Raw genomic sequence first — 22,104 nt, forward strand, 5'->3', positions numbered from 1 at the left:
TCTTGTTGTGGTTGAGCGCGTGTTCGCTTGTTTTGTGGTCGTTGCGGGGGGGGGGGGGGGCGCCGCCCGGCGCCCCCCCCCCCCCCCCCCCCCCCCCCCCCCACGGCTATTCCCAAGGCGCTGAGCGCGTTTCGAAGCGCAGCGACGAACTCTATGCAACGAGCGTGAGCTGCGCCCCCTGCTCAACTCCGCTCACCCGTCTCGCCAACCGAGCAACAGCCTCGGCAACCCGCTCCGGCTGCTCGAGAATCACCGAGTGCCCAGCTCCCTCGACCAGCACCAGGTCCGAATACTCGACGCCCGCCGCCATCGCGATGGAGTGCGCGGGCGGCGTCATCAGATCCGCTGTCCCGCACAGCACCAACGTCGGAATCTTCGACAACACCGCAAGCGCGTCGGTCCGGTCGTAGTCCATGAACGAGCTCAAGAAGCCCGCCATCGTCACGATCGGGGTCTCGTTGTGCATCGCGTTGGCGAGCGCGAGCACGCGCGCGCTGACCTTGCGATCACCGAACTCCGCCATTCGGATGATGGGCGCGAAAACCTTGCAAGACAACAACTTAGCGTGCTGCATCAGCACGGGAGCCCGTCGAACCGCGGCCTGGAACACCGAGATCACCGGGTTGCGCAGTAGGCGACCGAAGCCCGCGTCGGCCAGCCCGCTCGCCGCGGTCGCGATGAGTGCGACGCCGACGATCCGGGTGCCGATCTCGTGCGGTCGCTGGCTGACGTAGCTCAGCACGGTCATGCCGCCCATCGAGTGGCCGACGAGCACTACCGGTCCGGTCGGAGCGGCGGCGTCCAGCACGTCGCGCAGGTCGTGCCCGAGCTGCGCGAGATGGTAGGTCTGCCGGGATGCCGCGGCGGAGTCGCCGTGCCCGCGGTGGTCGTAGCAGACGATTCGGGCGCCGGGGTACCGGCGCCGCAGCGCGTCGCGGACGTCGGTCCACGACTCGCTGCGCAGGCAATGCCCGTGCAGGAGCACGACGGTGAGCTCCGCATTCCGCGGCCCGTATTCCCGAACCGCAAGCGCAACACCGTCGTTGGTCGACACCGTCGCACGACGTGCTGCCGAGGTGGCGATGGTGTTCGAGATCGACATCGGAGGCTCCGGTTCGCTGGGTGGTGGCTTCTTCCACTGTCCACCGCGGCGGCCGCCGTTTTCAGATCCCCGAGTGCTGAGCTCGATCCCCCAAGGTGGAGCGGACCACCACCAAGGGTGGGCACGGATCTATGCTCTGGATCGCTGTTCCAACTCCGCTGACGATTAGGGATACCGATGCCCGCAGGTTCCAGGCGCGCCTACCGCACCGGCATGTCGCGCGACATGATCGTGGCGGCCGCGACGGCCCTGACGGCCGAGCAGGGGCTCGACGGTTGGAGTATGCGTGAGCTCACCGCCCGCCTCGACACGTCGCTGTCGGTGATCTATCACCACGTCGGCGACCGGGCGAAGGTCTGCGCGGCCGTCGTCGACCGGGTGTACGCCTCGATGGACCTGACGATCGATGACACCGACTGGCGGTCGATGCTGCACAGCGTGCTGTCGGCCATGATCGATCACTTGCCGCAGTGGCCCGGTGTCGCCACCTGGCTGCTGCACAACGGTCCGCAGACCGACCAGCTCCTGCCGACGCTGGCCACCGGGATGCGGCTGATGGTCGAAGCGGGGTGGGGCGAGGAGTCCGCCGTCGCCTACTCCACCGTCTTCGACACCTGTCTCGGGCTGATCGCCATCGGCGACCATGGGCCGCGCGTCGACACCGGAGCCGGGCTGGCGGGTCTGCTGACGATGCTCGAATCGCATCCCGCCGCGGGTGCGGCTACGGAGGAGATGCGGCGGATGGTCGCACGCTTCGAGGGTGGTCCGGCCGTACGCGACGCGATGCAGCGGGAGTTCTGCCGATACGCGCTCGAACGGATACTGGACGGGCTCGAAGTGCGGTTGGCGGAGCTCGGTTCGTCGGAGCGGTAGCGACGCGTTGCGGTAGCGACGGTCGCTCAGGTGTTCACCCGCAGCCGCCGATGCGCACGGTGAGCGGCGGCAATTGCCGCGTAATCCGCAGGCCCCCAGGGTAATTCGACAGCTCTGGCCGGGCTGAGTTCAACCTCTTGCATTCGTCGGAGTCATCTATACACTCTGAATTGAAACACTGATCTAATTTGCGAGGGGCCGGATGAGTACGGCAGTGCAAGATGACGCAACGGTGGCTGGGGCAGCGCAGCCGGAACAGCAGCGCGGCGGATTGGGCGTCGTCCTCGCGCCCGTCCGCGGTCGGCTGGCGGTAGCGGGGGTGCTCCAGTTGCTGGGATCGCTGGCCGGACTCGCGCCATACCTCGCGATCGTCGAGATCGCCCGTGAGTTCCTCGGCGATGAGGCGGTGGACCGCGAGCGGGTCTGGGCGTTCGTCGCGGTGGCGGCAATCAGTTTCGTCATCCGCACGGTGTGCGCGGGGACGGCGTACACGCTGAGCCACAACGCGGATGCCGAGGTGGGCTTGCAGATCCGGCGTAGCACGGCGCAGCGGCTGGGTCGAGTATCGCTCGGCTGGTTCTCCGAGCACAGCTCCGGCCGGGTCAAGCGAGCACTGTCCGACGATGTCACCGCCGTGCACCACGTGGTGGCGCACGCGATCAACGATCTGGTGGCCGCCGTGGTCACTCCCGTTGTGGCACTTGGCTATCTGTTCTTTCTCGACTGGCGGTTGGCGGCGCTGTGTCTGGCGCCGCTGGTGCTGTGGTTCGGTTTGGTGGCGTACATGGAGCGCGGCGAAGGGGCGCGGATGGCACGCTGGAACGAGGAGGTGGACAAGGTCAACTCCGCCATGGTCGAGTTCGTAGACGGCATCGCGGTCGTGAAGGCGTTCGAGCGAGCCGGACGCGAGGCCCGCTACCGGCGCGCAGGCGACGACCTCGCGCGTTTCTTCAGCGAGTGGGCCGGCCCGACGCGTCGACTGGATGCCCTTGCTTCCATGACGATTTCGCCACCGGTGCTGTTGCTGGTCGCCCTCGGCGGGGGTATGTGGCTACAGGCGGATCCGGTCGAGCTCATCGCGTTCGTGATGCTGGCGGTGGGGCTGGGGGCTCCGGTGCTGGCGCTCGGCTTCGGTGCGATCGCGCTGCAGCAGGCGATCGCCGCCGCCGGGCGCGTCGCCGAACTGCTCGCGACCCCCGAGCTGCCGCGAGTCGCCGATCCGTCGGTGCCCGGTGGTGCTCGCGTCGAATTCGACTCTGTGCGTTTCTCTTACGACGGACTGACTGCCGTGCTCGACGGTGTCGACTTGGTGCTGGAGCCGGGCACGGTGACCGCGCTGGTAGGTGCCTCGGGTTCCGGGAAGTCGACGCTGGCGCGTCTGCTACCACGCTTCTGGGATGTCGAGGGTGGCGCTGTGCGGATCGGTGGCGTCGATGTACGGAATATCGCGGAGCGCGAACTGTATCGCCGGGTCGGGTTCGTCTTTCAAGACGCGTCGTTGCTGCGCACCAGTATTCGCGACAACATCGCCCTCGGACGGCCGGATGCCGACTTCGCCGAGGTCGAGGCCGCTGCGCGGGCGGCGCAGATCCACGAGCGCATCACCGCCCTGCCCCGTGGCTACGACAGCGTTGTCGGCGTGGATGCGCAGCTCTCCGGTGGTGAGGCGCAACGGATTTCGATCGGGCGAGCCTTGCTGGCCGACGCACCGGTGCTGGTGCTGGACGAGGCGACTGCCTTCGCCGATCCGGAATCCGAGGCGGCGGTGCAGGATGCGCTGTCGCGCTTGGTCACCGGCCGCACCCTGCTGGTGATCGCCCACCGCCTGTACACGATCCGCGGCGCGGACCGGATCGTCGTTCTCGCCAGCGGCCGGGTGGTCGAAGCAGGCACGCATGACGAACTGCTTGCGGCCGATGGCGAGTACGCGCGGATGTGGGCGACCCAGCTGCATGACACGGTCGCTGCTGCTCCCGTCGCCTCGGTGCAGGTGGCGTATGGAAAGGAAACAGTATGATCCGCAAGCTCTTTCGGATCGTCCACCCGGAGGATCGAGCACGGTTCGTGCGCTGGGTCGGACTGATAGTCGCATTCTCGGTGCTGCAAGGCAGCTGCTTGCTACTCGTGGTTCCGGTGCTGCGTCCGCTGCTGGACGGCGATCGCGAGGCCGCGACACCATGGCTGATCGCCCTCGCTGCGGCGACGGTTGTGACGTGCGTGGTGTTCTACGCGCAGGCGATACACGGCCAGCGGATCGCCGACGGCCTGCTGGCAGGGATGCATCACCGCGTCGGCGACCATCTGGCCGAATTGCCGTTGGGCTGGTTCGGGTCCGACCGGACCGGGCGGCTGACGCACACCATGACACAGGGGACGATGAACATCCTCGCTGTGCCCGCGCACCTGATGCAGCCGGTCATCAGCGCGGTGGTCACCCCGGCGGTCGTGGCCGCGGGAATGCTGTTCTTCGATTGGCGGCTCGGGGTGGCGTTGGCACTCGCCGGCCTGGTGTTGCTGCTCGCATACCGCTGGTCGCAGCAGGCCCTCGCGCGTAGTTTCGGCGCAGTTGACGACGCTGCGGTCGAAGCCGCTGGGCGCGTAGTGGAATTCGCGCAATGCCAACCGGTGCTGCGGGCCTTCGGCCGCACCGGTACCGACAACCATCTGCTGGACAACGCGCTGGTCGGGGAGCGTCGGGCCGTCGGCGAGCTGAGCCGGAACGCGGTCTCCGCACTGCTGGTGTTCTCCGTCGCCGTGCAGGCGGTGTTCGTCGCGCTGATCACCATCGGCGTCGCGCTCGCGCTGGGCACCTCGCTCGACGCCGCCGAGTTGATCGCGTTGCTCGTACTCGTGACCCGATTCGTCGGCCCGCTGGTCGAGATCATGGACCATGGTGCGGCGTTGCGGGTGGCCGCGGAGAACATCGATCGGATCGACGAGGTGCTGGCCGTCCCCACGCTGCCGGAAGGTGCAGCGACACAGGTAATTACGCCCGGCGCGGTGAGTTTCGAGAACGTCGGTTTCAAGTACGGCGATCGGCCGGTGCTGCGGGGCATCAGCTTCGAAGCAGGACCCGGCACGTTGACGGCCATCGTCGGGCCGTCGGGAGCAGGCAAGACAACGCTGCTGCGGCTGGCCGCGCGTTTCTGGGATGTCGACGCCGGCACGGTCCGGGTCGGCGGTGTCGACGTGCGTGAACTGACCACCGAGGCGCGAATGAACCAGCTGGCCATGGTATTTCAGGACGTGTACCTCTTCGACGACACCATCGAGGCCAACATTCGCCTCGGCAGGCCCGACGCCACCGACGCGGAGATCCGCGAGGCCGCCCGGCTTGCCCGCGTAGACGAGATCGTCGAACGCTTGCCGCACGGGTGGCAGACCCGCGTCGGCGAAGGTGGTGTCAGCCTGTCCGGCGGTGAGCGCCAGCGGGTTTCGATCGCCAGGGCATTGATCAAGCAGGCCCCGATCGTGCTGCTCGACGAAGCCACCGCCGCACTCGACCCGGACAACGAGGCAGCCGTCGTCGACGCGATCCGCGTACTCGCCCAGCACCGCACCCTGCTGGTCGTCGCTCACCGTCTGCACACCATCGCCGCCGCCGATCAGATCCTGGTGCTCGACGAGGGCCGAATCGTCCAGCGTGGCAACCATGACGACCTGATCTCGCAAGGGGGCAAGTACGCCGACTTCTGGCGTGAACGCGAACGGGCCCAGGGGTGGCGGTTGACGGTATGAACGCCACGAAAGGTGGGTCGCGCCGGAGCGAGACCCACCTTCGTGTTTCGGGTTCCTACTTCAGCGTGATGTCATCCGCGTTGTAAGAACCTTGGCCGTACCAACCGTGGACCCAGATGGTGACCTTCGTGGTGGCAGGTCCGGTGGTGAACTTGGTCGAGAGTTGTTGGTAGGCACCGTTTGTTCCCGGTGTCCAGGTGGACGTGTCGGTCGTACCGGAGCCGGTGACACCGAGGTAGACGTATTTGCCGTTGACCCAGGCCGACAGCGTGTACGTGCGGTTCGGTTCGACGGTGATCTCCTCGGAGCAGCGGGCGGTGTCACTGCTGCTCGCCGCGCCGGTCAGGGCGTTCTTGCCGCCGTGTACCGAGGTGGTGGTGATCGAGCCGAGGTTGCCCGCGCACGACCACGGGGCCAGGGCGCCGGTCTCGAAATCGCCGTTGATCACACCGTTTCCGTTCGGCGGTGTGGTGGTAGTCGTGCTGGTCGGCGGTGTGGTGGTCGTTGTGGACGTGGGCGGTGTTGTTGTCGTAGAGGTAGGTGGCGTCGTTGTCGTGGAGGTGGGCGGGGTCGTGCTGGTCGGCGGATTGCAGTTCGTCGCGGTTCCGTCGACGGTCTTGACGACCTGGTTGAACAAGGTCGATGCCGGGTCCAGGTTCTCCAGCGAGTACATCATCGCGCCGCCGAGACCCTTGCAGTGCAGGTAGTCCGACTTGGCTTGGATGGACCGCAGCGAGTCGCCACCCCACCAGTTCGTGCCGTCGTAGAAGAAGGCGGCCTGGGCGACGGGGTCGTAGAAGGTGCGCGACGGATTGTCGACGACGCCGGCCAGCTCCTTGTACATCCGGATGCCGGGGACGTTCCCGGACGACGGCCCGCCGGGTGCCGGGCCCGTCGCGGGTTGGAACAACCCATTGCTATTGCCCGCGGGTACACCCGTCCAGCCGCGGTAGTAGAACGGATATCCGATCGTCAGCTTGTTCGCCGGGAAGCCGCCGGGGATGCCGTACGAGCTGTCACCGGTGGTCCATGCGCTGATCGCCGCGTCGATGTTGTACTTTCCGTTGCCCGGCGGGACCGGTGCCATCGGGTCGTCCGGCCTGCTGTAGATCGGATCCTGGAAGTTCGTGGGGCCCTTGGCATCCCAGGCGCCGTGCATGTCATAGGTCATGACGTTGACGAGGTCGAGGTACTTGCCGAGGTTGTTGGTCTCGTAGTGGCGGATCTTGTCCTGACCCGCTGCCACCGCAGCGGTCAGTGCGTAGCGTTTGCCGTCGATCGCACCCTGCGCGTCCAACTGCTTGCGCAGTTCGGCAGTCAGCAGCGTGAAATTGGCCCGGTCCGCGGGTGAGGCGTGGTTACCCACATGGCCGCCGCCGCCCGGGTACTCCCAGTCCAGGTCGAGGCCGTCGAAGACGCCCTTGCCGGTGCCTGGTCCGCCGTAGCCGTCCATCTTCGGCAGGTTGCCCTTGATGAACATGTCGATGCAGGAGGAGGCGAACTTCTTGCGCGCGGCGTCGGTCGCGGACACGTCGGAGAAGAACTTCGAGTAGGTCCAGCCGCCGATCGACAACAGCACCTTCAGGTTCGGATGCTTCGCCTTGAGCTGCTTGATCTGCTTGAAGTTGCCGACGATCGGGTCGTCCCACTTGTCCGCCGTGCCGTCGACGCTCATCGACGCGTCGTGCGACTTGCCGTAGTCGGCGAACGCGTCACCCGCGCCGTCGCCGGCGTTCGGGTTGTTCTCGTCCTGACTCGCCGCCTTGTTCGCCTCGAAACAGGTGTGTTCGGTGGGGTGGATGTTCGCGAACGCGTACATCATGTAGTCGAGCTTGGCCGCCATACCCGAGGTATCGACGTTCTTGAGGTAGAAGCGGTTCTCGTAGACCGACCACTGGTTGTAGTAGGCGATCTTGACACCGCCGGAGGTCGCGCCGACCGACGCCGTGTGTACCGGCGCGGCATTGGTGAATCCCACCAACACCGCCGATATGCCGATCACCAGGCTCGCGACCGTGGCGATCAGCCCCGTATGTTTCGCGGTTCGCATGGGTCCTCCCTATGGGGACGTTGTATCGGTCCCCGATGAACCGAATCGCGTCTGTCAGCGAATCGGTCACCACGACACCCATATTCGTGATTGCGCGCGGCGACAGCCCGAACAGCGTAGGCGAACGAGAACCGAGAACTATTGTGCAAGAGGATGTTCCGGCCGACAGCAAACCGGTCTGCCGTCACTTCCTGAACAACCATTTGAATCATGACACGAAATGGAGAAAGTGAATCCCCAGTGCGAGAGTGGGGATTTCGGTACGTCAGCGGGCATTTACTTCGCCATTCCCGCGACGGCTCGATGCCGTTGCATATTATGCAAACATCGGGGGTCTGCTGCTGGAAACCGCGGCCGGCAAGTCGATTCGGTTCACGATCGTGAACGGTGAAATGATCGAAAGATCATGCCGATGGGGGTTACGAGCCGAACGTCTGGTCACAACGACCACGGACAGTCGCCCAGTTCCCTGGTAGCGGCGCTGGCTGCTGGAACGTTGGTGGGAGTCATCGCCTACCGGCTCGGGGTCTCGGCAACACCCACGGATGCACCGCCGACTCCCGACTTCGTCGCCGGGTCGGCACCGGTCGATTCGGCCCCGGTCGCTGATCCTCTCCGATCTGCCCCTCATCGGACCCGCCGACCATCCCGACCGCTTCGTGGTGACGGTGGTCGCCAATAATGTCACCAAATTGCCCGCATATCCGGAGAATCTGCGGTTCTTCGGCGAAATTCGTGACGACAAAGGCGGTTACCGCAATTACGGAATAGCCACGGAATGTCAACCCGGCTCAGAGCGCAATTCGTCTGTTGTGCGCCTCTTTCCGCGGTGCTGCCTAGCCGGCGTGCAGTATCTGCCCGGTCGAGCTTCCGACCGGGTTGAACCGGCGGGTTACGGCCTTGGACGACCCACCCAGCCGCTACCCTCGGAGGACAACACTGCGTGGGAGGCGCTTTGAGCGACGTCGGATCGTTGTGGAAAGCACTGGATGAGCAGTTGCTGCCGTTGCTGCGCCGATACCGCCGCAACCTCGCCTCGATGCAGGTCGATACGAAAGCCGACGACACGCTGTTGTCCGAGGCAGACCTGGCTGCGCAGACGGCCATCGTCGAAACCATCGGTAAGCACTTCCCCGGATCGCGCTTCGTCGCGGAAGAAGACGAGGCTGAGCTGCCCAGCTCGGGCGAGCCGACCTGGATCATCGACCCGATCGACGGTACGAGTGAGTTCATCACCCCCGACGGGCGCGAATTCTGCAGTGTCGTTTGTCTTCTCGAAGCCGGTGTGCCGACTGCGGCGTACGTCCTCGCTCCCGAGTTGGGTGTCGATCGTGCACCTATCACGATCCATTGGTCGGGCGAGGTACTGGTGAACGGACAAACGGCCGAGCCGGTCGGTCCGACGAAGAAACCGAGGCGGGCCTCGGTCACGCGCAGTAAGAACTCCGCCGCGCGGAAGTTCGAAGCCGATCTCGCCGCCATCGGATGTGTCATGAAGACCCGCACCACCTCCCAAACCTTGGACATGGTCAGAACCTGCATCGACCTCTCCATATGGACCCAGGCGCCGGAACATCGGTTCGACCTGTTCTACCGGCCCGATCAGAAAGTCTGGGATGGAGCTGCGGGCATCGGCCTGGTGACGGCGATGGGGCGCACAGCCACCGACGGCCACGGCACCAGCCCGTTACCGCTCGATGAGAAATTTCTGAACCAACGCGAGCCGACATTCCCCGAAACGATCGCCGGCGACCCCGATTGCGTGCAGTGGTTCGTCGAGTTGCTGGCGGAGTCTCGGAGCGGCTGATGTCGAATCGTGTCATGGTGGATGTCACGACGTTCACCAGCGCAGAAGAATTCATTCTGTCGCAGAACCACAGCTCGCCATCCAGGCCGCGCGACCCTTTTGCCCAGCAGTGTTACGCAGAGCTCGTCCAATCCCTTATCTACTTCGATGAGGTGCTCGTACCGCACCCGACCAAGTTGCATCCGACTCCGGCCGACTACGGCGACTTCCCTAGGATCCTTCGCCACCTCTTCGACCTGCGCATCGCCGTGCCGATGGTGATCGGCGTCGGCGAGGAGCCCGCCCTCGCCACGGCCGAGCGGACCGCCATCGAGACGCTCAAAACCACCGGTGTCGAAACCATGCTGCGGTTCATCGACAAGACCCGCCGCGCCGATCACGAAGTGCAGGAGCGCGGCGGCGGACAGCGAATGTTGGCGAACATTGCGGCGTGGGCGGGCTACCAGTGGGAGAACGTCAGAATCGACGGGCATCACCGGGCTCGTATCGCCAGCGCCGATGGTGTCGAACTCGACCCCTTCGGCCAGTGGGCGCGTGCGTCATCGTTTGCCATGGAGGGGCAATTCCGCAGCTTGATCGAGGACAGCGAACAGCAACTGTGGCTCATCGCCACGCTGGTGCGGTCGCTGCGCTATTCGGCGCGGGCGAAGGTGAAAAACGTGGCCTACACACCACACCCGCTTCGCCGGGACTTCTCGGTAATGTTCGACCTCTTCGATGACGGTGTTCCCGAGAACGCCATCGAAGAAGTGATCTCCGCGGTCCGTGGGATACCCAGCGAGATTCGCAAGGTCGCAGGCGCAAGGCATGGTCGTCGACTCCAGCTGTTGGAGTACCAATTGCCGCTGCTGGGCGGGCGCTTGTGGTCGCTGCGGGACCGCGGCCGACTCAGCGACGAGCGATGGCTGGAGATGGTGTGCGGCCGTATCGACGAATATCGGGCGCGGGCAGTCGATTTCCGGCGTGCGCTGTCGCGCTGCGATACCGAGGAAGAAGCGCGTCGCTTGGAACTCGACGTAGAAGGCGTGCGCGACCAGTTGCTCCGGCGCCTGGGTCTCGAAGCGGCTGAGCCGAACGAGACCGAGGCGACGTTGATCGAAGCGGCGGCTTCTGTGGCCGAACTAGTAGGGCCGGGCATACCGATTACCCGGCCACTGCGCCTCGCCTTGATTCCCTTCCGGCGGCACTCGGGAAGCCTGGAAAGCCTGCATCAGAAGTTTCTTTACCGCGAGTTCGTCAGCGGTATGTGAGGGTCTGCGGGGCGAGGCCTACGTGCGGTTCTTGGCGGGGCGGTTGGTGGCTGCGCGGCGCTCGGCTTCCTTGGTGGCGATCCGCTCGTTTTCCTTGAGGACCTCGGCGTAGTTCTCGCGTTCGCGGATCAACCATTCCGGCGGGTCGGCGAGGAGAGTGGCGATCTCGTCGGCGGTGAGGGCGTCGGAGACTTGGGCACGGGAGAGGCCGGAGTTGGAGACGCCGAGTTTGCGGGCGGTGACGTCGCGGGGGAAGGGGCCGGTGCGGCGGAGTTCGGTGAGCCATTCCGGCGGATTGGTGCGGAGGGCTTCGAGGTCGGCGCGCGAGAGCGGGGTGTTTTGGAAGGATTCGGGGGCCGCGGGGAGGTAGATGCCGAGCTTGTTGGCTGCGGTCAGGGGCTTCATCAGCTGGGGGTTCGGGTCCGGGCTCACGCCTCCACCTCGCTGACGCTCGGTTCCGTCGTGTGCCCGAGGGGGCTGTGCCATGGATTCACTCGCTGTCGCTCGCTCATTGGAAACAGCGTATCGGGTGGCGATAGTGTTCCTGGCATGAGCCGGTTCGAGTCGATCGATGTCGCGCGGTTGCGGTGGTTTGTCGCGGTCGCCGAGGAGCTGCACTTTGCGCGGGCGGCGAAGGGGTTGAATATTTCGCGGCAGCGATTGAGTCAGACGGTCATCGACCTGGAGGGAGAGCTGGGGACGAAGCTGTTCGTGCCGGGCGCGCAGCCCACTCAGTTGACTGAGGACGGTGCGGCGTTGCTGGTAGCGGCGCGGGAGTTGATCGCGCGCGCCGAGTCGGTGTTCGAGGAGACGACGGACGGGCCGGCGGCGCTGCGGGTGGGGTTCGTGCCCGGCGTGACGGTGTCGAAGTGGACGCGGATCTGGGGGGAACGGTTTCCGGAGACACCGCTCGAGGTGGTGGGGGTGCCGATGGGGGAGCAGGAAGCGGCGTTGCGGTCGGGGCTGGTCGATGTGTGCTTTGTTCGGCTGCCGATCGATCGGGACGGGATGAGCGCGATTCCGTTGTATCGGGAGGTGCCGGTGGTTGTGGTGCCGAAGGATCATCCGATCTCGGTGTTCGAGCAGGTGAGCATGGCGGATCTGGCCGATGAGCGGATGCAGGACGCCTCCGATATCGACGCCGTCTCGGGTGCTATCGAGCTGGTCGCGGCGGGGGTGGGTGTCGCGGTGGTTCCGCACTCGATTGCTCGGCTGCATGCGCGTCGCGACCTGGTGTACCGCACGGTCACCGACGTTGCGGATACCGAGATCGCGTTGGCGTGGCCGACGGATCGGACCAGTGATCTGGTCGAAGATTTCGTGGGCGTGGTGCGGGGGCGCTCCGAGCGCAGTTCTCGTTCGCCGGTTGTGCGGGCGAAAAGTCCTGAGCCGCAGAGGAAGTCGGTGGCCAAGCGGGCAGGCGGCCGACCTGGTCCTGCGAAGAATGCGGTCGGTAAGAAGAAGCCTGCGAAGCGTCGGGGACGGTAGTTCGGCTCCAGACGCTGCGCGGGTGAATCCTTTTGCGGAGTCCGTCCCTCTCTTACTCGTGCCGGCAACCACGTCGGCACGAGCTCGGGAGGTTGCTGTGATCATTGCCGCGATAATCGTCGGCGGACTGTTGGTTTGTGCGTGCGGTGTCGCCGTGTTGCGTCGGCGGAGCCGGAAATGAGTTGGCCCGACGAACAATTGGTGGCCTGCGCGCGGGCGGGTGATGTCGAATCAATCGCCGCGTTGGTGTCGGGGACGCATCCACATGTGCGACGGTTCGCCTATTCACTGTGCGCGTCGCCGGAGGACGCCGAGGATGCGGCGCAGGAGGCGCTGATCATCCTCTATCGCAAGATCGGCACGCTGCGTGCGTCAGGAGCGTTGGCCGCGTGGATGTTTCGGATCGTGCGCAACGAGTGCCTGCGGCAGTTGCGGCTGATGGCGCGACCCGTCGAGGCGACACCCGATGCCTCGATGGTCTCGGCGGAGGACGAGGCGATGCGCCGGTTGGAGGCCGAGCGGGTGGCAACGGTCATTGCGGCCTTGCCGATCGATCAGCGGCAGGTGCTCATCATGCGAGACATCCAGGGGTACAGCGGGCGAATGGTGGCGGACCGTCTCGGGCTCAGCACCGCGGCGATGAAGTCGCGGTTGCATCGGGCTCGTTCCGCCGTGCAGCACTCGTTGCACAGCGGGTTCCCGGAAGCGGGTCGCGAATGAACGAGCAACGCTTCGCCAGCACATCGGTGCCGCGGCATCTGGCCAGAGGGGTGGCCGGATTCGGCGCACTGATCGGAGCGTTCGCGCTGCTGCCGTGGATCGGGGTGGCGAGCTTGCTATTCGCCCCGATCGGCTTCATCGCCCTCCGCGGCTGCCCGACCTGCTGGGTAATCGGATTGATGCAGACCATTTCGATGGGCCGGCTACAGCGGTCGTGCGCGGACGGCCGATGCCAGCTGACGCTCGCAGACGACTCCACCTGATCCGTCCGTTGAGCGGGGCATGGCGGCAGCAACTACCGATGAGCAGTCCGTCATGTCCCGCTTCGCACATCCGGCAGCCCTGCCGGGCACCACTTTTCGCCGAGCGGACATAGCGACGGCGATTCGCGAGTCAGTGCTGCGTCGTGTCCCGTTGGACGGCATCGGGCGGTTCGTCGGGGCATGGCGGCGGCGAATCGCGAGTGTGGGCACTCTGTCTGCGTTCGCCGCCGCTACTCCGGAGCGATCAGGCGCCGCAGACGCGGTTGAGTTCGGCGGTGTAGGGGTCCAGGTCGGTGACGTTCTCGTCGAGCAGGGCGTTGGCGTAGCCGGTGATGGCGGCCTTCTCTTCACCCTCGGCGTCGAGGGACGTCAGGGTGAAGTGCAGTGCCCGCGCGACGACGTCGTCGATGACACCGTCGGGGGAGCCGTCGATGGCCTTGTTGATCGCGATGATGGCGCGGTTGCAGGCATCGGACTGGGCGTGTGCCGGAGCGGCGGGGAGGAGGATCAGGGAGCCGACGGCGCTGGCGGTCAGTAGTGCGGCGGCGAAAATCTTGGGCATCGGGGTTCCTCACAGGGGTGGTCAGCAGCGAAGGTCCGCGACTCGAGTGAGTCGCGGACCTCTCGACGCTCACCGTACTCGACCCCGCTGGCCTGCTGAAAGCAGGTATATCTCAGGGCATTCGGCGGATCGGTCATGATCAACGGCACCTGACTGCGCCGCTGCTCGCGACGGTCGGGTGCCGTTGGTCGGAAAGTTAGCGAGGCTTGCGCCGCAGGAACGAGTCCCGAACCAGAATGCCGACGATGGCGGCGGCGAAACCGATGAGGAAGATGTCCTCGACCCGTCCCTTGTGGTTGCCGATGATCATCGCAAGCAGGATGAAGGCGGTGATCCAGCCTGCGATGCGGAAGGTACGGGGCGACTCACCGCTCCATCCCCACGCGGCGGAGGGAACCTCGGCGGTGTCCACGTGAGTGACGATGCCGCGCTCGGTGCTGGCGGGTTCGAGTTCCGTGGCGGCCACGATCGCTCCTTGCTGGTTCGGGTACCGCGGGTTCCGGTACGCGCTCGACGGACTGCTGCTCGATATCGTGACATACGACGGCGCGTCGTTGTAAGTCGGCCACGCCGGTCGGGGCTGAGAGCGGGCGAGACGGGTATGCACCGCGCGTACGTTCTTGTGCGCCACAATGAACCCGTGTCCGACATCGTGAGAGTCCTGCTCCTCGGCAGTACCGGATCCATCGGTACCCAAGCGCTCGAGGTGATCGCCGCCAACCCCGACCGGTTCGAGGTGGTCGGCCTGGCCGCGCGCGGCGGCAATACCGAGCTGCTCGCCGCGCAGATGGCCGCCACCGGGACGCGCAATGTCGCCGTCGCCGACGCGGCCGCCGCTCAGCGATTGGATGTGCCGCTGGCCGGTCCCGACGCGGCTACGGAACTGGTGCGGCGCACCGAGGCCGACGTCGTGCTCAACGCGCTGGTCGGCTCGCTCGGCCTGGAACCGACCCTGGCCACCCTGCAATCGGGCACCCGGCTCGCGCTGGCGAACAAGGAGTCGCTGGTCGCGGGCGGCTCACTGGTCACCCGCGCGGCCGCGCCCGGGCAGATCGTGCCGGTCGATTCGGAGCACTCCGCGCTCGCCCAGTGCCTGCGCGGCGGGCGGGCCGAGGAGGTGGACCGGCTGGTGCTCACCGCGTCCGGTGGACCATTCCGCGGCTGGACCACCGAGATGCTGGAATCGGTGAACCCCGCTGAGGCCAAGACGCATCCGACCTGGTCGATGGGTCCGATGAACACGCTGAACTCGGCGTCGCTGGTCAACAAGGGCCTCGAGCTGATCGAGACGCACCTGCTGTTCGGCATTCCTTATGACCGCATCGACGTCACCGTGCACCCGCAGTCGATCGTGCACTCGATGGTCACCTTCACCGACGGCTCCACCCTCGCCCAAGCCAGCCCGCCGGACATGAAACTGCCCATCGCGCTGGCCCTCGGCTGGCCCGATCGGGTACCGGGCGCCGCCGCGGCCTGCGACTTCGGCACCGCTGCCACCTGGACCTTCGAGCCCGTCGACAGCACGGTCTTCCCCGCCATCGACCTGGCCCGCCAGGCAGGCGAAGCGGGCGGCACCGTCACCGCCGTCTACAACGCCGCCAATGAGGTTGCGGTACAAGCCTTCCTGGACGGCGCCATCCGCTTCCCCGCCATCGTCCGCACCGTCGCCGCCGCCGTCGAGGCCGCCGACCAGTGGCGCACCGAACCGAACTCCCTCGAAGAGGTCCTCGCCGCCGACACCTGGGCCCGCGACTTCGCCCGAGCCCGAGTGCGCGGGTGACGTCGACTGCGATCCGGTGCGTGCTCGCGGCCGACGGTTGACCGCGTACGCACGAGACGTGTGTGTCTTCGCTCTGCTCACCGGCGCGTGCCGAGGCACACCGGCGCGTGCCGAGCTCGGGTCGCGCGGATCGGACTCGCCTGGTGAGCGCTGCCTGGCACACTGAACACGCAGGGTCGGGCGGGGTCCGGTTACTGTGGTCGGGGTGCTCGCGGCCGTGACGGGATGTGCGGGTGCAGGTTTGTGGGCGGCCGACCCGGCGGTCGCACTTCATCGAGGCGAGCTGCGCTATGCAGGAGGGCTGCTAAACACATGGTCTACGCGTTGGGGTTCGTGCTGTTCGCCCTTGGCATCACGATATCGATCGCGTTGCACGAATGCGGGCACATGTGGGCCGCGCAAGCCAGCGGCATGAAGGTGCGGCGGTACTTCATCGGCTTCGGGCCGAAGGTGTTCTCGTTCCGGCGCGGCGAAACCGAGTACGGCCTCAAGGCGCTGCCGCTGGGCGGGTTCTGCGACATCGCGGGCATGACCGCGCTGGACGAACTGGAGCCTGACGAGATCGATCGGGCGATGTACCGGCAGGCCACCTGGAAACGACTCGTGGTGATGTCCGGCGGGATCGCGATGAACTTCGTGCTCGGCTTCGTCCTCATCGTGGTGATGGCGGTCGGCTGGGGGCTGCCGCTGTTGACGGAACCGCCGGTGAAGGTCGGAGCATTGCAATGCCTGTCCGACGAGAACCCGGACCGCTCCACCCAGGAGTGCTCGGGCATCGGGCCCGCGCAGCAGGCGGGATTGCAGATCGGCGACACCATCACCGCCGTGAACGGCAAGCCCGTCGACACCTGGGCCAAGTTCACCACCGAAACCAGGAACGCGACCGGGGAGATGACCTACACCGTCGACCGTGCCGGGCAGTCGCTGAACTTCCGAGTCAACCCCCAGCGGGTGGTCCGCTACACCGAAACAGGTGAGAAGCGCGAGGTCGGCGCGGTCGGCATCGTCCGCGAACTGCCGAAGAGCCCCGACTACAACGTGCTGACCGCGATCCCGGCCTCGCTGTCGTTCACCGGTGACCTCACCGTCCGCACCGTGCAGTCCCTGGCCCAGATGCCCGCGAAAGTAGCGTCGCTGTGGGAGGCCGTGACCGGTGGCGAACGTGACCCGGAGACCCCGGTGAGCGTCTACGGCGCGAGCCGGATCGGCGGTGAGACCGCCGAGCGCGGCCTGTGGGGGATGTTCATCCTGGTGCTGGCCAGCCTGAACTTCTTCCTCGGCGCCTTCAACATCCTCCCGCTGCTGCCGCTCGACGGCGGGCACATCGCCGTGGTGATCTACGAGAAGATCCGCGACGTCCTGCGGCGCTGGCGTGGACTGGCACCGGGCGCGCCCGTCAACTATCTGAAACTGCTGCCCGCCACCTACGTGGTCGTGGTCATCGGCGGTGCGTACATGCTGCTCACGCTCGCCGCGGACATCGTCAATCCGATCAAACTGTTCTGATCTCGCACTACGCGACCCGGTAGAGGACCGAACCTCCACTGTGCGCCCGCGACGCGGTACCCTGTCGCCGGCACTTGGGGGACAGCACGTTGTCGTGGGCGTCACAGGGTGGTCGTTCGGCGTGCGCGACTAAGCTCGGAAGGCGAACGGCCCGGAATGTACGTACGAAAGTAGGCAGCCGAAAGTGACCAGCACAATCGGATTGGGGATGCCCGCCGCTCCTGCGGCCGTTCTCGCTCCTCGACGCAAGACCCGTCAGTTGATGGTGGGCAATGTCGGGGTCGGAAGTGATCACCCGATCTCCGTGCAGTCGATGACCACCACCAAGACCCACGACATCAACGCCACCCTGCAGCAGATCGCGCAGCTGACCGCTTCCGGCTGCGACATCGTGCGCGTGGCCTGTCCGCGTCAGGAAGACGCGGACGCGCTGGCGACGATCGCCCGCAAGAGCCAGATCCCGGTGATCGCAGACATCCACTTCCAGCCGCGCTACATCTTCGCCGCGATCGACGCGGGCTGTGCCGCGGTGCGCGTGAACCCCGGCAACATCAAGGAGTTCGACGGCCGGGTCGGCGAGGTCGCCAAGGCCGCGGCCGCCGCGGGCATCCCGATCCGCATCGGCGTCAACGCCGGTTCGCTGGACAAGCGAATGCTGGAGAAGTACGGCAAGGCCACCCCGGAGGCGCTCGTGGAGTCCGCGCTGTGGGAGGCCAGCCTGTTCGAGGACCACGGGTTCGGCGACATCAAGATCTCGGTCAAGCACAACGACCCGGTGGTTATGGTGGAGGCTTACCGGCAGCTGGCCGCGCGCAGCGACTATCCGCTGCACCTCGGCGTCACCGAGGCGGGTCCGGCGTTCCAGGGCACCATCAAGTCCGCGGTGGCGTTCGGCGCGCTGCTCTCGGAGGGCATCGGCGACACCATCCGGGTCTCGTTGTCCGCGCCGCCGGCCGAGGAGATCAAGGTCGGCGACCAGATCCTGCAGTCGCTGAACCTGCGCCCGCGCAAGCTCGAGATCGTGTCCTGCCCGTCGTGTGGCCGTGCCCAGGTGGACGTGTACACCCTGGCGAACGAGGTCAGTGCCGGGCTGGAGGGCATGGAGGTGCCGCTGCGGGTGGCCGTGATGGGCTGCGTGGTGAACGGACCCGGCGAGGCGCGCGAGGCCGACCTCGGTGTCGCGTCCGGCAACGGCAAGGGACAGATCTTCGTCAAGGGCGAGGTCATCAAGACCGTGCCGGAGGCGATGATCGTGGAGACCCTGATCGAGGAGGCGCTGCGCATCGCCGAGGAGATGGGCGTGGAAGCGGGCGCGGGCGAACCGGTCGTCACGGTCGGCTGAGCCGTCGGCCGAATCCTCGGGCGCGGGCTGAAGGTGGACTTCGCGCGGCTCGGTTCGACACACCTCGGACTGTTGCGTTCGGCATAGCCGTACCACATCGTCGATATTCGTGGCAGGCTATCACCGTGCGGAGTCTGCTGGAGCCGACGCGAAGGGCGAAGTACGTCCCCGCGCGGCAGCTCGCGAACCGGGACCTCGGCCAGGTCCTGCGAATTCTGGATGCCGATCCGGTGGCCTCGTGCATGGTCGCCGCCCGGCTCCAGGAGTTCGGCCTGGACACGGCCCGGTGCGGACAGGGCGAACTGTGGAGTCGCGGCGGACCAGCGGAGTCGCTGTGTTTCTCCGGCGCGAACCTGATCCCGCTGCGCGGTGACCGCAATGCGCTGCGGGCCTTCGCGGACCGGGCGATCCGGTGGCCGCGCATCGCCTCCTCGGTGGTGGGGCGTCGTGAGCTGGCGTTGCCGCTGTGGGAGATGCTGTCCGACCATTGGGGTCCGGAGCGGGAACTACGCGGCGAGCAGCCGCTGCTCGCCCTCACCCAACCGCCGCTGGTGGCGCCCGACCCGACTGTGCGCCGGGTGCGCCCGGACGAGCTCGACCGCTACCTGTGTGCGGCGATCGCCATGTTCATCGAGGAGGTCGGTGTCGATCCCCGCGCTGGTGACGGTGGCCGCGGCTACCGTCGCCGCATTCAGAGCCTGATCGAATCCGGCCGAGCCTGGGCACGTTTCGAGGACGGCGAGGTCGTGTTCAAGGCTGAGGTGGGGTCGTTGTCTCGGCGCACCGGCCAGATCCAAGGTGTCTGGGTGCATCCGGAGCACCGCGGCACCGGGCGCGGCACGATGGGCACCGCCGCCATCGCCAATGCGGTGATCGCGTCCGGCCGCACCGCGAGCCTTTATGTGAACGACTACAACGAAGTCGCGCGCCGCGCCTACTCCCGCGTCGGCTTCCGGCAGATCGCTACCTTCTCCACCGTGCTGCTCGACTGAGCCCCGTACGCTGAAAACTGTTTCAGTGGAAAGAAACACGGAGCGCCACCGGGGTTTGCCCGACGTTGGCTATTACCATCGGTTTCGATGTCGACCAGCACTACGCCGCTGAGAACGCCGCTTCTCATCACGCTGACTGTCGCGCTGCTCGCGGCGCCGGCGGCGGGTTGTGCGCGCGGCCCGCAGGGTCCGGTGCCCGCCGCCGACGACTTCGTCTCGGCGTTCGCCGAGCGTGACCTGACGGCCGCGGCGCAGCTCACCAACCAGCCCGAGAAGGCCGGTGCCGCACTGGGTTCCGCGTGGAGCAACCTGCAGGCCGAGCGGCTCACGGCCCGCATCGGCTCGTCCAGGGTCACCGGCGACACCGCGACCGTCGACTACACCTACGAGTGGCGCCTGCCCAAGGATCGGACCTGGCGCTACACCGGGCAATTGCAGATGGGCCGCAGCGGCGGTCGCTGGAAAGTGCGCTGGACCTCCTCCAACATCCATCCCAAACTCGGTGACACGCAGACGATGTCGCTGCGGTCCACCCCGGCCCCCCGCGCGCGGGTGAACGAGCAGGCGGGCAGCGATGTGCTGGTGCCCGGCAAGGTTTCCCGGGTCGCGTTCACCGCGGCGAACGCAGGCGACCCCGGCGCGGTCGCCACCGCGCTCGCGGGAGCGCTGCGCCGATTCGACCCGCAGCTCACGCCCGAATCGATCCGGGACGCCGCCACCGCGACCAGCGGCGCGTATCCGGTCGCGTTGCTCAGTGAGAACGAATTCGACCAGGTGAGTGCCGATCTCATCGGCCTGCCCGGCGTGGTGATCAGCACGCAGTGGGACCTGGTGCCCACCGACCGCGCCTTCGCTCCCGATTTGCTGGCCCAGATCCGCAAGACGGTGATCGCTGAGGTGGACGGCAAGGCCGGCTGGAGTGTGGTCACCATGAACGCGAACGGCGCCGACACCGATGTGCTCACCGAGGTGCCGTCGCAACCGGCCCCGTCGTTCTCGCTCAGCGTGGACCGCAATGTGCAGAACGCCGCGCAACGCGCCGTCGACCTGCGCGAAGAGCAGACCATGATGGTGGCGCTGCGCCCGTCCACCGGCGCGATCCTGGCGATCGCGCAGAACAAGGCGGCGGATAGGGACGGCCCGGTTGCGACGATCGGGCAGTATCCGCCGGGTTCGGTGTTCAAGACGGTGACCGCGGCCGCCGCGATGTCCACCGGCCTCGCCACCCCGGACACGGTGCTGCCCTGCCCGAGCCGAATCACCATCGGGGAACGCATGATTCCCAACTACAACCTGTTCACGGTCGGTGACGTGCCGATGATCACGGCCTACGAGCGGTCCTGCAACACCACCTTCGCCAGCGTGGCCAGCAGGCTGCCCGGCGACGCACTGCACGCGGCCGCCGCGAAACTCGGTGTCGGACCGGGTTATACGGTGGCCGGTCTGCCGACGTTCTCCGGTTCGGTGCCGCCCGCCGACGGGCTGATCCAACGCACCGAGGACGGTATCGGCCAGGGCAAGGTGGTGGTCAGTCCGCTCGGCATGGCACTGATGGCCGCCACCATCGCGCACGGTTCCGTTCCGGTGCCGTACCTGATCGCGGGGCGCACCACGACCGTCGACGCCGAGCTGACGACCTTCTCCCCGCAGGTGATCGCCGGGTTGCGGGCGATGATGCGCAGGGTGGTGACCGGCGGCACCGCGGAGCGGATCGCCGATCAGGGCGAGGTGTACGGCAAGACGGGTGAGGCCGAGGTCGACGGCGGGTCGCACTCGTGGTTCGTCGGCTACCGCGGGGATATCGCGTTCGCGACGCTGCTGGTCAAGGGTGGCAGCTCCGACAATGCGGTTGCGGTCACCCGCGATATGGTCGCCGCGCTGCCGCCCGGTTACTGAGCCGGGTCCTGCGCTGACTGGTTGCTGGTCGCGGCGGTGTGGTCCATGATCGCGGCGCCCGCGTCGCCGCCGTCGAGGATCTGCACGGTGGCCGCGCCGCTGAGGATGATGGCCACACTGGCGAGAACTGTGGTGGAACGCTTCATTGTTCGGCTCCCTCGGGTCAGGGGTGTCGACGGGGGAATGGTGCTGAATACTCCGCGCGGAGGGTGCCCCGCAGAGTTTTCTGGAAGTTTGCTGAAGCAGAACCGTAAACCGGGATCGATTCGGTGAACAAGCGCAAGTGACGGATGGCATATCGGACCGGCAAAGTGCGTCAGTTCACATTTTCTGGCGATCTTCGGTGAGGCTACCGTCGAGCGAGATGCGGATTCCGCGGATTGTGGTGATGGTGGAACTACTCCGTGGAATAGGCGATCAGGCCGAATAATGTCGACAATTCGGCGTAGCTCGGCGAAGGTATTCGGATCTGCCGGGGTCGCCGGCTGCGTGCGAGTCGGTTGTATTTCGCCGGGGTCGGCGCGGTCGGGGTGAGCCATCGCGGCCTGGTGCGACGATCGAAGCGGTCTACTCGTGCGACTATCCGGCGTTGGCGTTGGCGGTGGCGAGCGGCAGCGACAGTGGCGACCGGCGGCGACAGTGGCGACTGGCGGCTGTGGCTGGCAGTGGTGACTGGCGGCGGCTGTAGCGACCCGGCCTGACGGCCAGCGGCGAGCGGCGGCGGTGGCGACTGGC

Annotated in this window: 19 protein-coding genes; 13 read left to right on the top strand and 6 right to left on the bottom strand. The window is 66.6% G+C overall.

Annotated elements, in window-relative coordinates; translation table 11 throughout:
* Positions 1–151: 151 nt before the first annotated feature.
* Positions 152–1,102 carry an alpha/beta fold hydrolase gene (locus ACIHA7_RS18270; protein ID WP_397290857.1) on the bottom strand — a complete coding sequence of 317 codons (951 nt, stop codon included), beginning with the start codon at positions 1,100–1,102 and terminating at the stop codon, positions 152–154.
* Positions 1,103–1,279: 177 nt separating this feature from the next.
* Between ACIHA7_RS18270 and ACIHA7_RS18275 the strand changes: the two genes are divergently transcribed.
* The 3 genes from ACIHA7_RS18275 (at position 1,280) to ACIHA7_RS18285 (ending at position 5,713) form a co-directional block, all read left to right on the top strand.
* The gene (locus tag ACIHA7_RS18275) at positions 1,280–1,975 is read left to right on the top strand and encodes a TetR/AcrR family transcriptional regulator (RefSeq protein ID WP_397290859.1); all 696 of its coding nucleotides are present in this window, start codon (positions 1,280–1,282) and stop codon (positions 1,973–1,975) included.
* Between the two features lie 202 nt (positions 1,976–2,177).
* Positions 2,178–3,992 (top strand): ABC transporter ATP-binding protein, encoded by a 1,815-nt coding sequence (locus ACIHA7_RS18280; RefSeq protein WP_397290861.1) that lies wholly within the window; start codon positions 2,178–2,180, stop codon positions 3,990–3,992.
* Positions 3,989–5,713: an ABC transporter ATP-binding protein gene (locus tag ACIHA7_RS18285; RefSeq protein ID WP_397290863.1), complete on the top strand. Its 1,725-nt coding sequence runs from the start codon at positions 3,989–3,991 to the stop codon at positions 5,711–5,713. Before ACIHA7_RS18280 ends, ACIHA7_RS18285 begins: the two co-directional genes overlap by 4 nt.
* A 55-nt stretch (positions 5,714–5,768) precedes the next feature.
* Here the strand turns inward: ACIHA7_RS18285 and ACIHA7_RS18290 are convergent, their stop codons facing one another.
* Complete coding sequence (locus tag ACIHA7_RS18290) at positions 5,769–7,763, bottom strand: glycosyl hydrolase family 18 protein (RefSeq protein ID WP_397290865.1); 1,995 nt, start codon at positions 7,761–7,763, stop codon at positions 5,769–5,771.
* A gap of 955 nt (positions 7,764–8,718) precedes the next feature.
* Between ACIHA7_RS18290 and ACIHA7_RS18295 the strand changes: the two genes are divergently transcribed.
* Positions 8,719–9,570: an inositol monophosphatase family protein gene (locus ACIHA7_RS18295; protein WP_397290867.1), complete on the top strand. Its 852-nt coding sequence runs from the start codon at positions 8,719–8,721 to the stop codon at positions 9,568–9,570.
* Positions 9,570–10,820, top strand: coding sequence for a hypothetical protein (locus ACIHA7_RS18300; protein ID WP_397290869.1), 1,251 nt, complete (start codon positions 9,570–9,572; stop codon positions 10,818–10,820). Before ACIHA7_RS18295 ends, ACIHA7_RS18300 begins: the two co-directional genes overlap by 1 nt.
* A gap of 18 nt (positions 10,821–10,838) precedes the next feature.
* Here the strand turns inward: ACIHA7_RS18300 and ACIHA7_RS18305 are convergent, their stop codons facing one another.
* Complete coding sequence (locus tag ACIHA7_RS18305; protein WP_397290871.1) at positions 10,839–11,252, bottom strand: DUF5997 family protein; 414 nt, start codon at positions 11,250–11,252, stop codon at positions 10,839–10,841.
* 117 nt (positions 11,253–11,369) lie between these two features.
* On the opposite strand from ACIHA7_RS18305, the gene ACIHA7_RS18310 reads away from it, so the two are divergent.
* The 3 genes from ACIHA7_RS18310 to ACIHA7_RS18320 all read left to right on the top strand — a co-directional run bounded on the left by ACIHA7_RS18310 (position 11,370) and on the right by ACIHA7_RS18320 (position 13,291).
* Positions 11,370–12,308: a LysR family transcriptional regulator gene (locus tag ACIHA7_RS18310; protein WP_397290873.1), complete on the top strand. Its 939-nt coding sequence runs from the start codon at positions 11,370–11,372 to the stop codon at positions 12,306–12,308.
* Positions 12,309–12,485: 177 nt separating this feature from the next.
* Positions 12,486–13,028, top strand: a complete 543-nt coding sequence (locus tag ACIHA7_RS18315) for an RNA polymerase sigma factor (RefSeq protein WP_397290875.1) — start codon at positions 12,486–12,488, stop codon at positions 13,026–13,028.
* A complete protein-coding gene (locus tag ACIHA7_RS18320) occupies positions 13,025–13,291 on the top strand; it encodes a hypothetical protein (RefSeq protein ID WP_397290877.1) in 267 nt (88 codons plus the stop codon). Before ACIHA7_RS18315 ends, ACIHA7_RS18320 begins: the two co-directional genes overlap by 4 nt.
* 244 nt (positions 13,292–13,535) lie before the next feature.
* Here the strand turns inward: ACIHA7_RS18320 and ACIHA7_RS18325 are convergent, their stop codons facing one another.
* Both ACIHA7_RS18325 and ACIHA7_RS18330 read right to left on the bottom strand, forming a co-directional pair.
* Positions 13,536–13,853 carry a hypothetical protein gene (locus tag ACIHA7_RS18325; RefSeq protein ID WP_397290879.1) on the bottom strand — a complete coding sequence of 106 codons (318 nt, stop codon included), beginning with the start codon at positions 13,851–13,853 and terminating at the stop codon, positions 13,536–13,538.
* A 196-nt stretch (positions 13,854–14,049) separates the two neighbouring features.
* Entirely contained in the window at positions 14,050–14,319 is a 270-nt protein-coding gene (locus ACIHA7_RS18330; protein WP_397290881.1) for a DUF2631 domain-containing protein, read from the bottom strand.
* A gap of 135 nt (positions 14,320–14,454) precedes the next feature.
* Between ACIHA7_RS18330 and dxr the strand changes: the two genes are divergently transcribed.
* The 5 genes from dxr to ACIHA7_RS18355 all read left to right on the top strand — a co-directional run bounded on the left by dxr (position 14,455) and on the right by ACIHA7_RS18355 (position 21,369).
* Complete coding sequence (gene dxr / locus ACIHA7_RS18335; RefSeq protein WP_397290883.1) at positions 14,455–15,633, top strand: 1-deoxy-D-xylulose-5-phosphate reductoisomerase; 1,179 nt, start codon at positions 14,455–14,457, stop codon at positions 15,631–15,633.
* Positions 15,634–15,945: 312 nt separating this feature from the next.
* Positions 15,946–17,139: a M50 family metallopeptidase gene (locus tag ACIHA7_RS18340; RefSeq protein WP_397290885.1), complete on the top strand. Its 1,194-nt coding sequence runs from the start codon at positions 15,946–15,948 to the stop codon at positions 17,137–17,139.
* Positions 17,140–17,323: 184 nt separating this feature from the next.
* On the top strand, positions 17,324–18,481 hold the full coding sequence (gene ispG, locus ACIHA7_RS18345; protein WP_397290887.1) for a flavodoxin-dependent (E)-4-hydroxy-3-methylbut-2-enyl-diphosphate synthase: 1,158 nt from the start codon (positions 17,324–17,326) through the stop codon (positions 18,479–18,481).
* A 125-nt stretch (positions 18,482–18,606) separates the two neighbouring features.
* Positions 18,607–19,473 carry a GNAT family N-acetyltransferase gene (locus tag ACIHA7_RS18350; RefSeq protein WP_186818349.1) on the top strand — a complete coding sequence of 289 codons (867 nt, stop codon included), beginning with the start codon at positions 18,607–18,609 and terminating at the stop codon, positions 19,471–19,473.
* 87 nt (positions 19,474–19,560) lie between these two features.
* Positions 19,561–21,369 (top strand): penicillin-binding transpeptidase domain-containing protein, encoded by a 1,809-nt coding sequence (locus ACIHA7_RS18355; protein WP_397290890.1) that lies wholly within the window; start codon positions 19,561–19,563, stop codon positions 21,367–21,369.
* On the opposite strand, the gene ACIHA7_RS18360 is transcribed toward ACIHA7_RS18355, so the two are convergent.
* Complete coding sequence (locus ACIHA7_RS18360) at positions 21,363–21,515, bottom strand: hypothetical protein (RefSeq protein WP_159080634.1); 153 nt, start codon at positions 21,513–21,515, stop codon at positions 21,363–21,365. The two genes, ACIHA7_RS18355 and ACIHA7_RS18360, sit on opposite strands and share 7 nt — an antisense overlap.
* Positions 21,516–22,104: the final 589 nt, after the last annotated feature.

The organism is Nocardia sp. NPDC052316 (genome assembly GCF_044547795.1).
In the GTDB taxonomy this organism is placed as follows: domain Bacteria; phylum Actinomycetota; class Actinomycetes; order Mycobacteriales; family Mycobacteriaceae; genus Nocardia.

Bases quoted from the DNA above. Each gene is read 5' to 3' on its own strand.
- ACIHA7_RS18290 (WP_397290865.1), bottom strand. From the start codon at position 7,763: ATGCGAACCGCGAAACATACGGGGCTGATCGCCACGGTCGCGAGCCTG.
- ACIHA7_RS18310 (WP_397290873.1), top strand. From the start codon at position 11,370: ATGAGCCGGTTCGAGTCGATCGATGTCGCGCGGTTGCGGTGGTTTGTC.
- dxr (WP_397290883.1), top strand. From the start codon at position 14,455: ATGCACCGCGCGTACGTTCTTGTGCGCCACAATGAACCCGTGTCCGAC.
- ACIHA7_RS18320 (WP_397290877.1), top strand. From the start codon at position 13,025: ATGAACGAGCAACGCTTCGCCAGCACATCGGTGCCGCGGCATCTGGCC.
- ACIHA7_RS18355 (WP_397290890.1), top strand. From the start codon at position 19,561: ATGTCGACCAGCACTACGCCGCTGAGAACGCCGCTTCTCATCACGCTG.
- ACIHA7_RS18270 (WP_397290857.1), bottom strand. From the start codon at position 1,102: ATGTCGATCTCGAACACCATCGCCACCTCGGCAGCACGTCGTGCGACG.
- ACIHA7_RS18340 (WP_397290885.1), top strand. From the start codon at position 15,946: ATGGTCTACGCGTTGGGGTTCGTGCTGTTCGCCCTTGGCATCACGATA.
- ACIHA7_RS18275 (WP_397290859.1), top strand. From the start codon at position 1,280: ATGCCCGCAGGTTCCAGGCGCGCCTACCGCACCGGCATGTCGCGCGAC.
- ACIHA7_RS18315 (WP_397290875.1), top strand. From the start codon at position 12,486: ATGAGTTGGCCCGACGAACAATTGGTGGCCTGCGCGCGGGCGGGTGAT.
- ACIHA7_RS18360 (WP_159080634.1), bottom strand. From the start codon at position 21,515: ATGAAGCGTTCCACCACAGTTCTCGCCAGTGTGGCCATCATCCTCAGC.
- ACIHA7_RS18285 (WP_397290863.1), top strand. From the start codon at position 3,989: ATGATCCGCAAGCTCTTTCGGATCGTCCACCCGGAGGATCGAGCACGG.
- ACIHA7_RS18300 (WP_397290869.1), top strand. From the start codon at position 9,570: ATGTCGAATCGTGTCATGGTGGATGTCACGACGTTCACCAGCGCAGAA.
- ACIHA7_RS18325 (WP_397290879.1), bottom strand. From the start codon at position 13,853: ATGCCCAAGATTTTCGCCGCCGCACTACTGACCGCCAGCGCCGTCGGC.
- ACIHA7_RS18280 (WP_397290861.1), top strand. From the start codon at position 2,178: ATGAGTACGGCAGTGCAAGATGACGCAACGGTGGCTGGGGCAGCGCAG.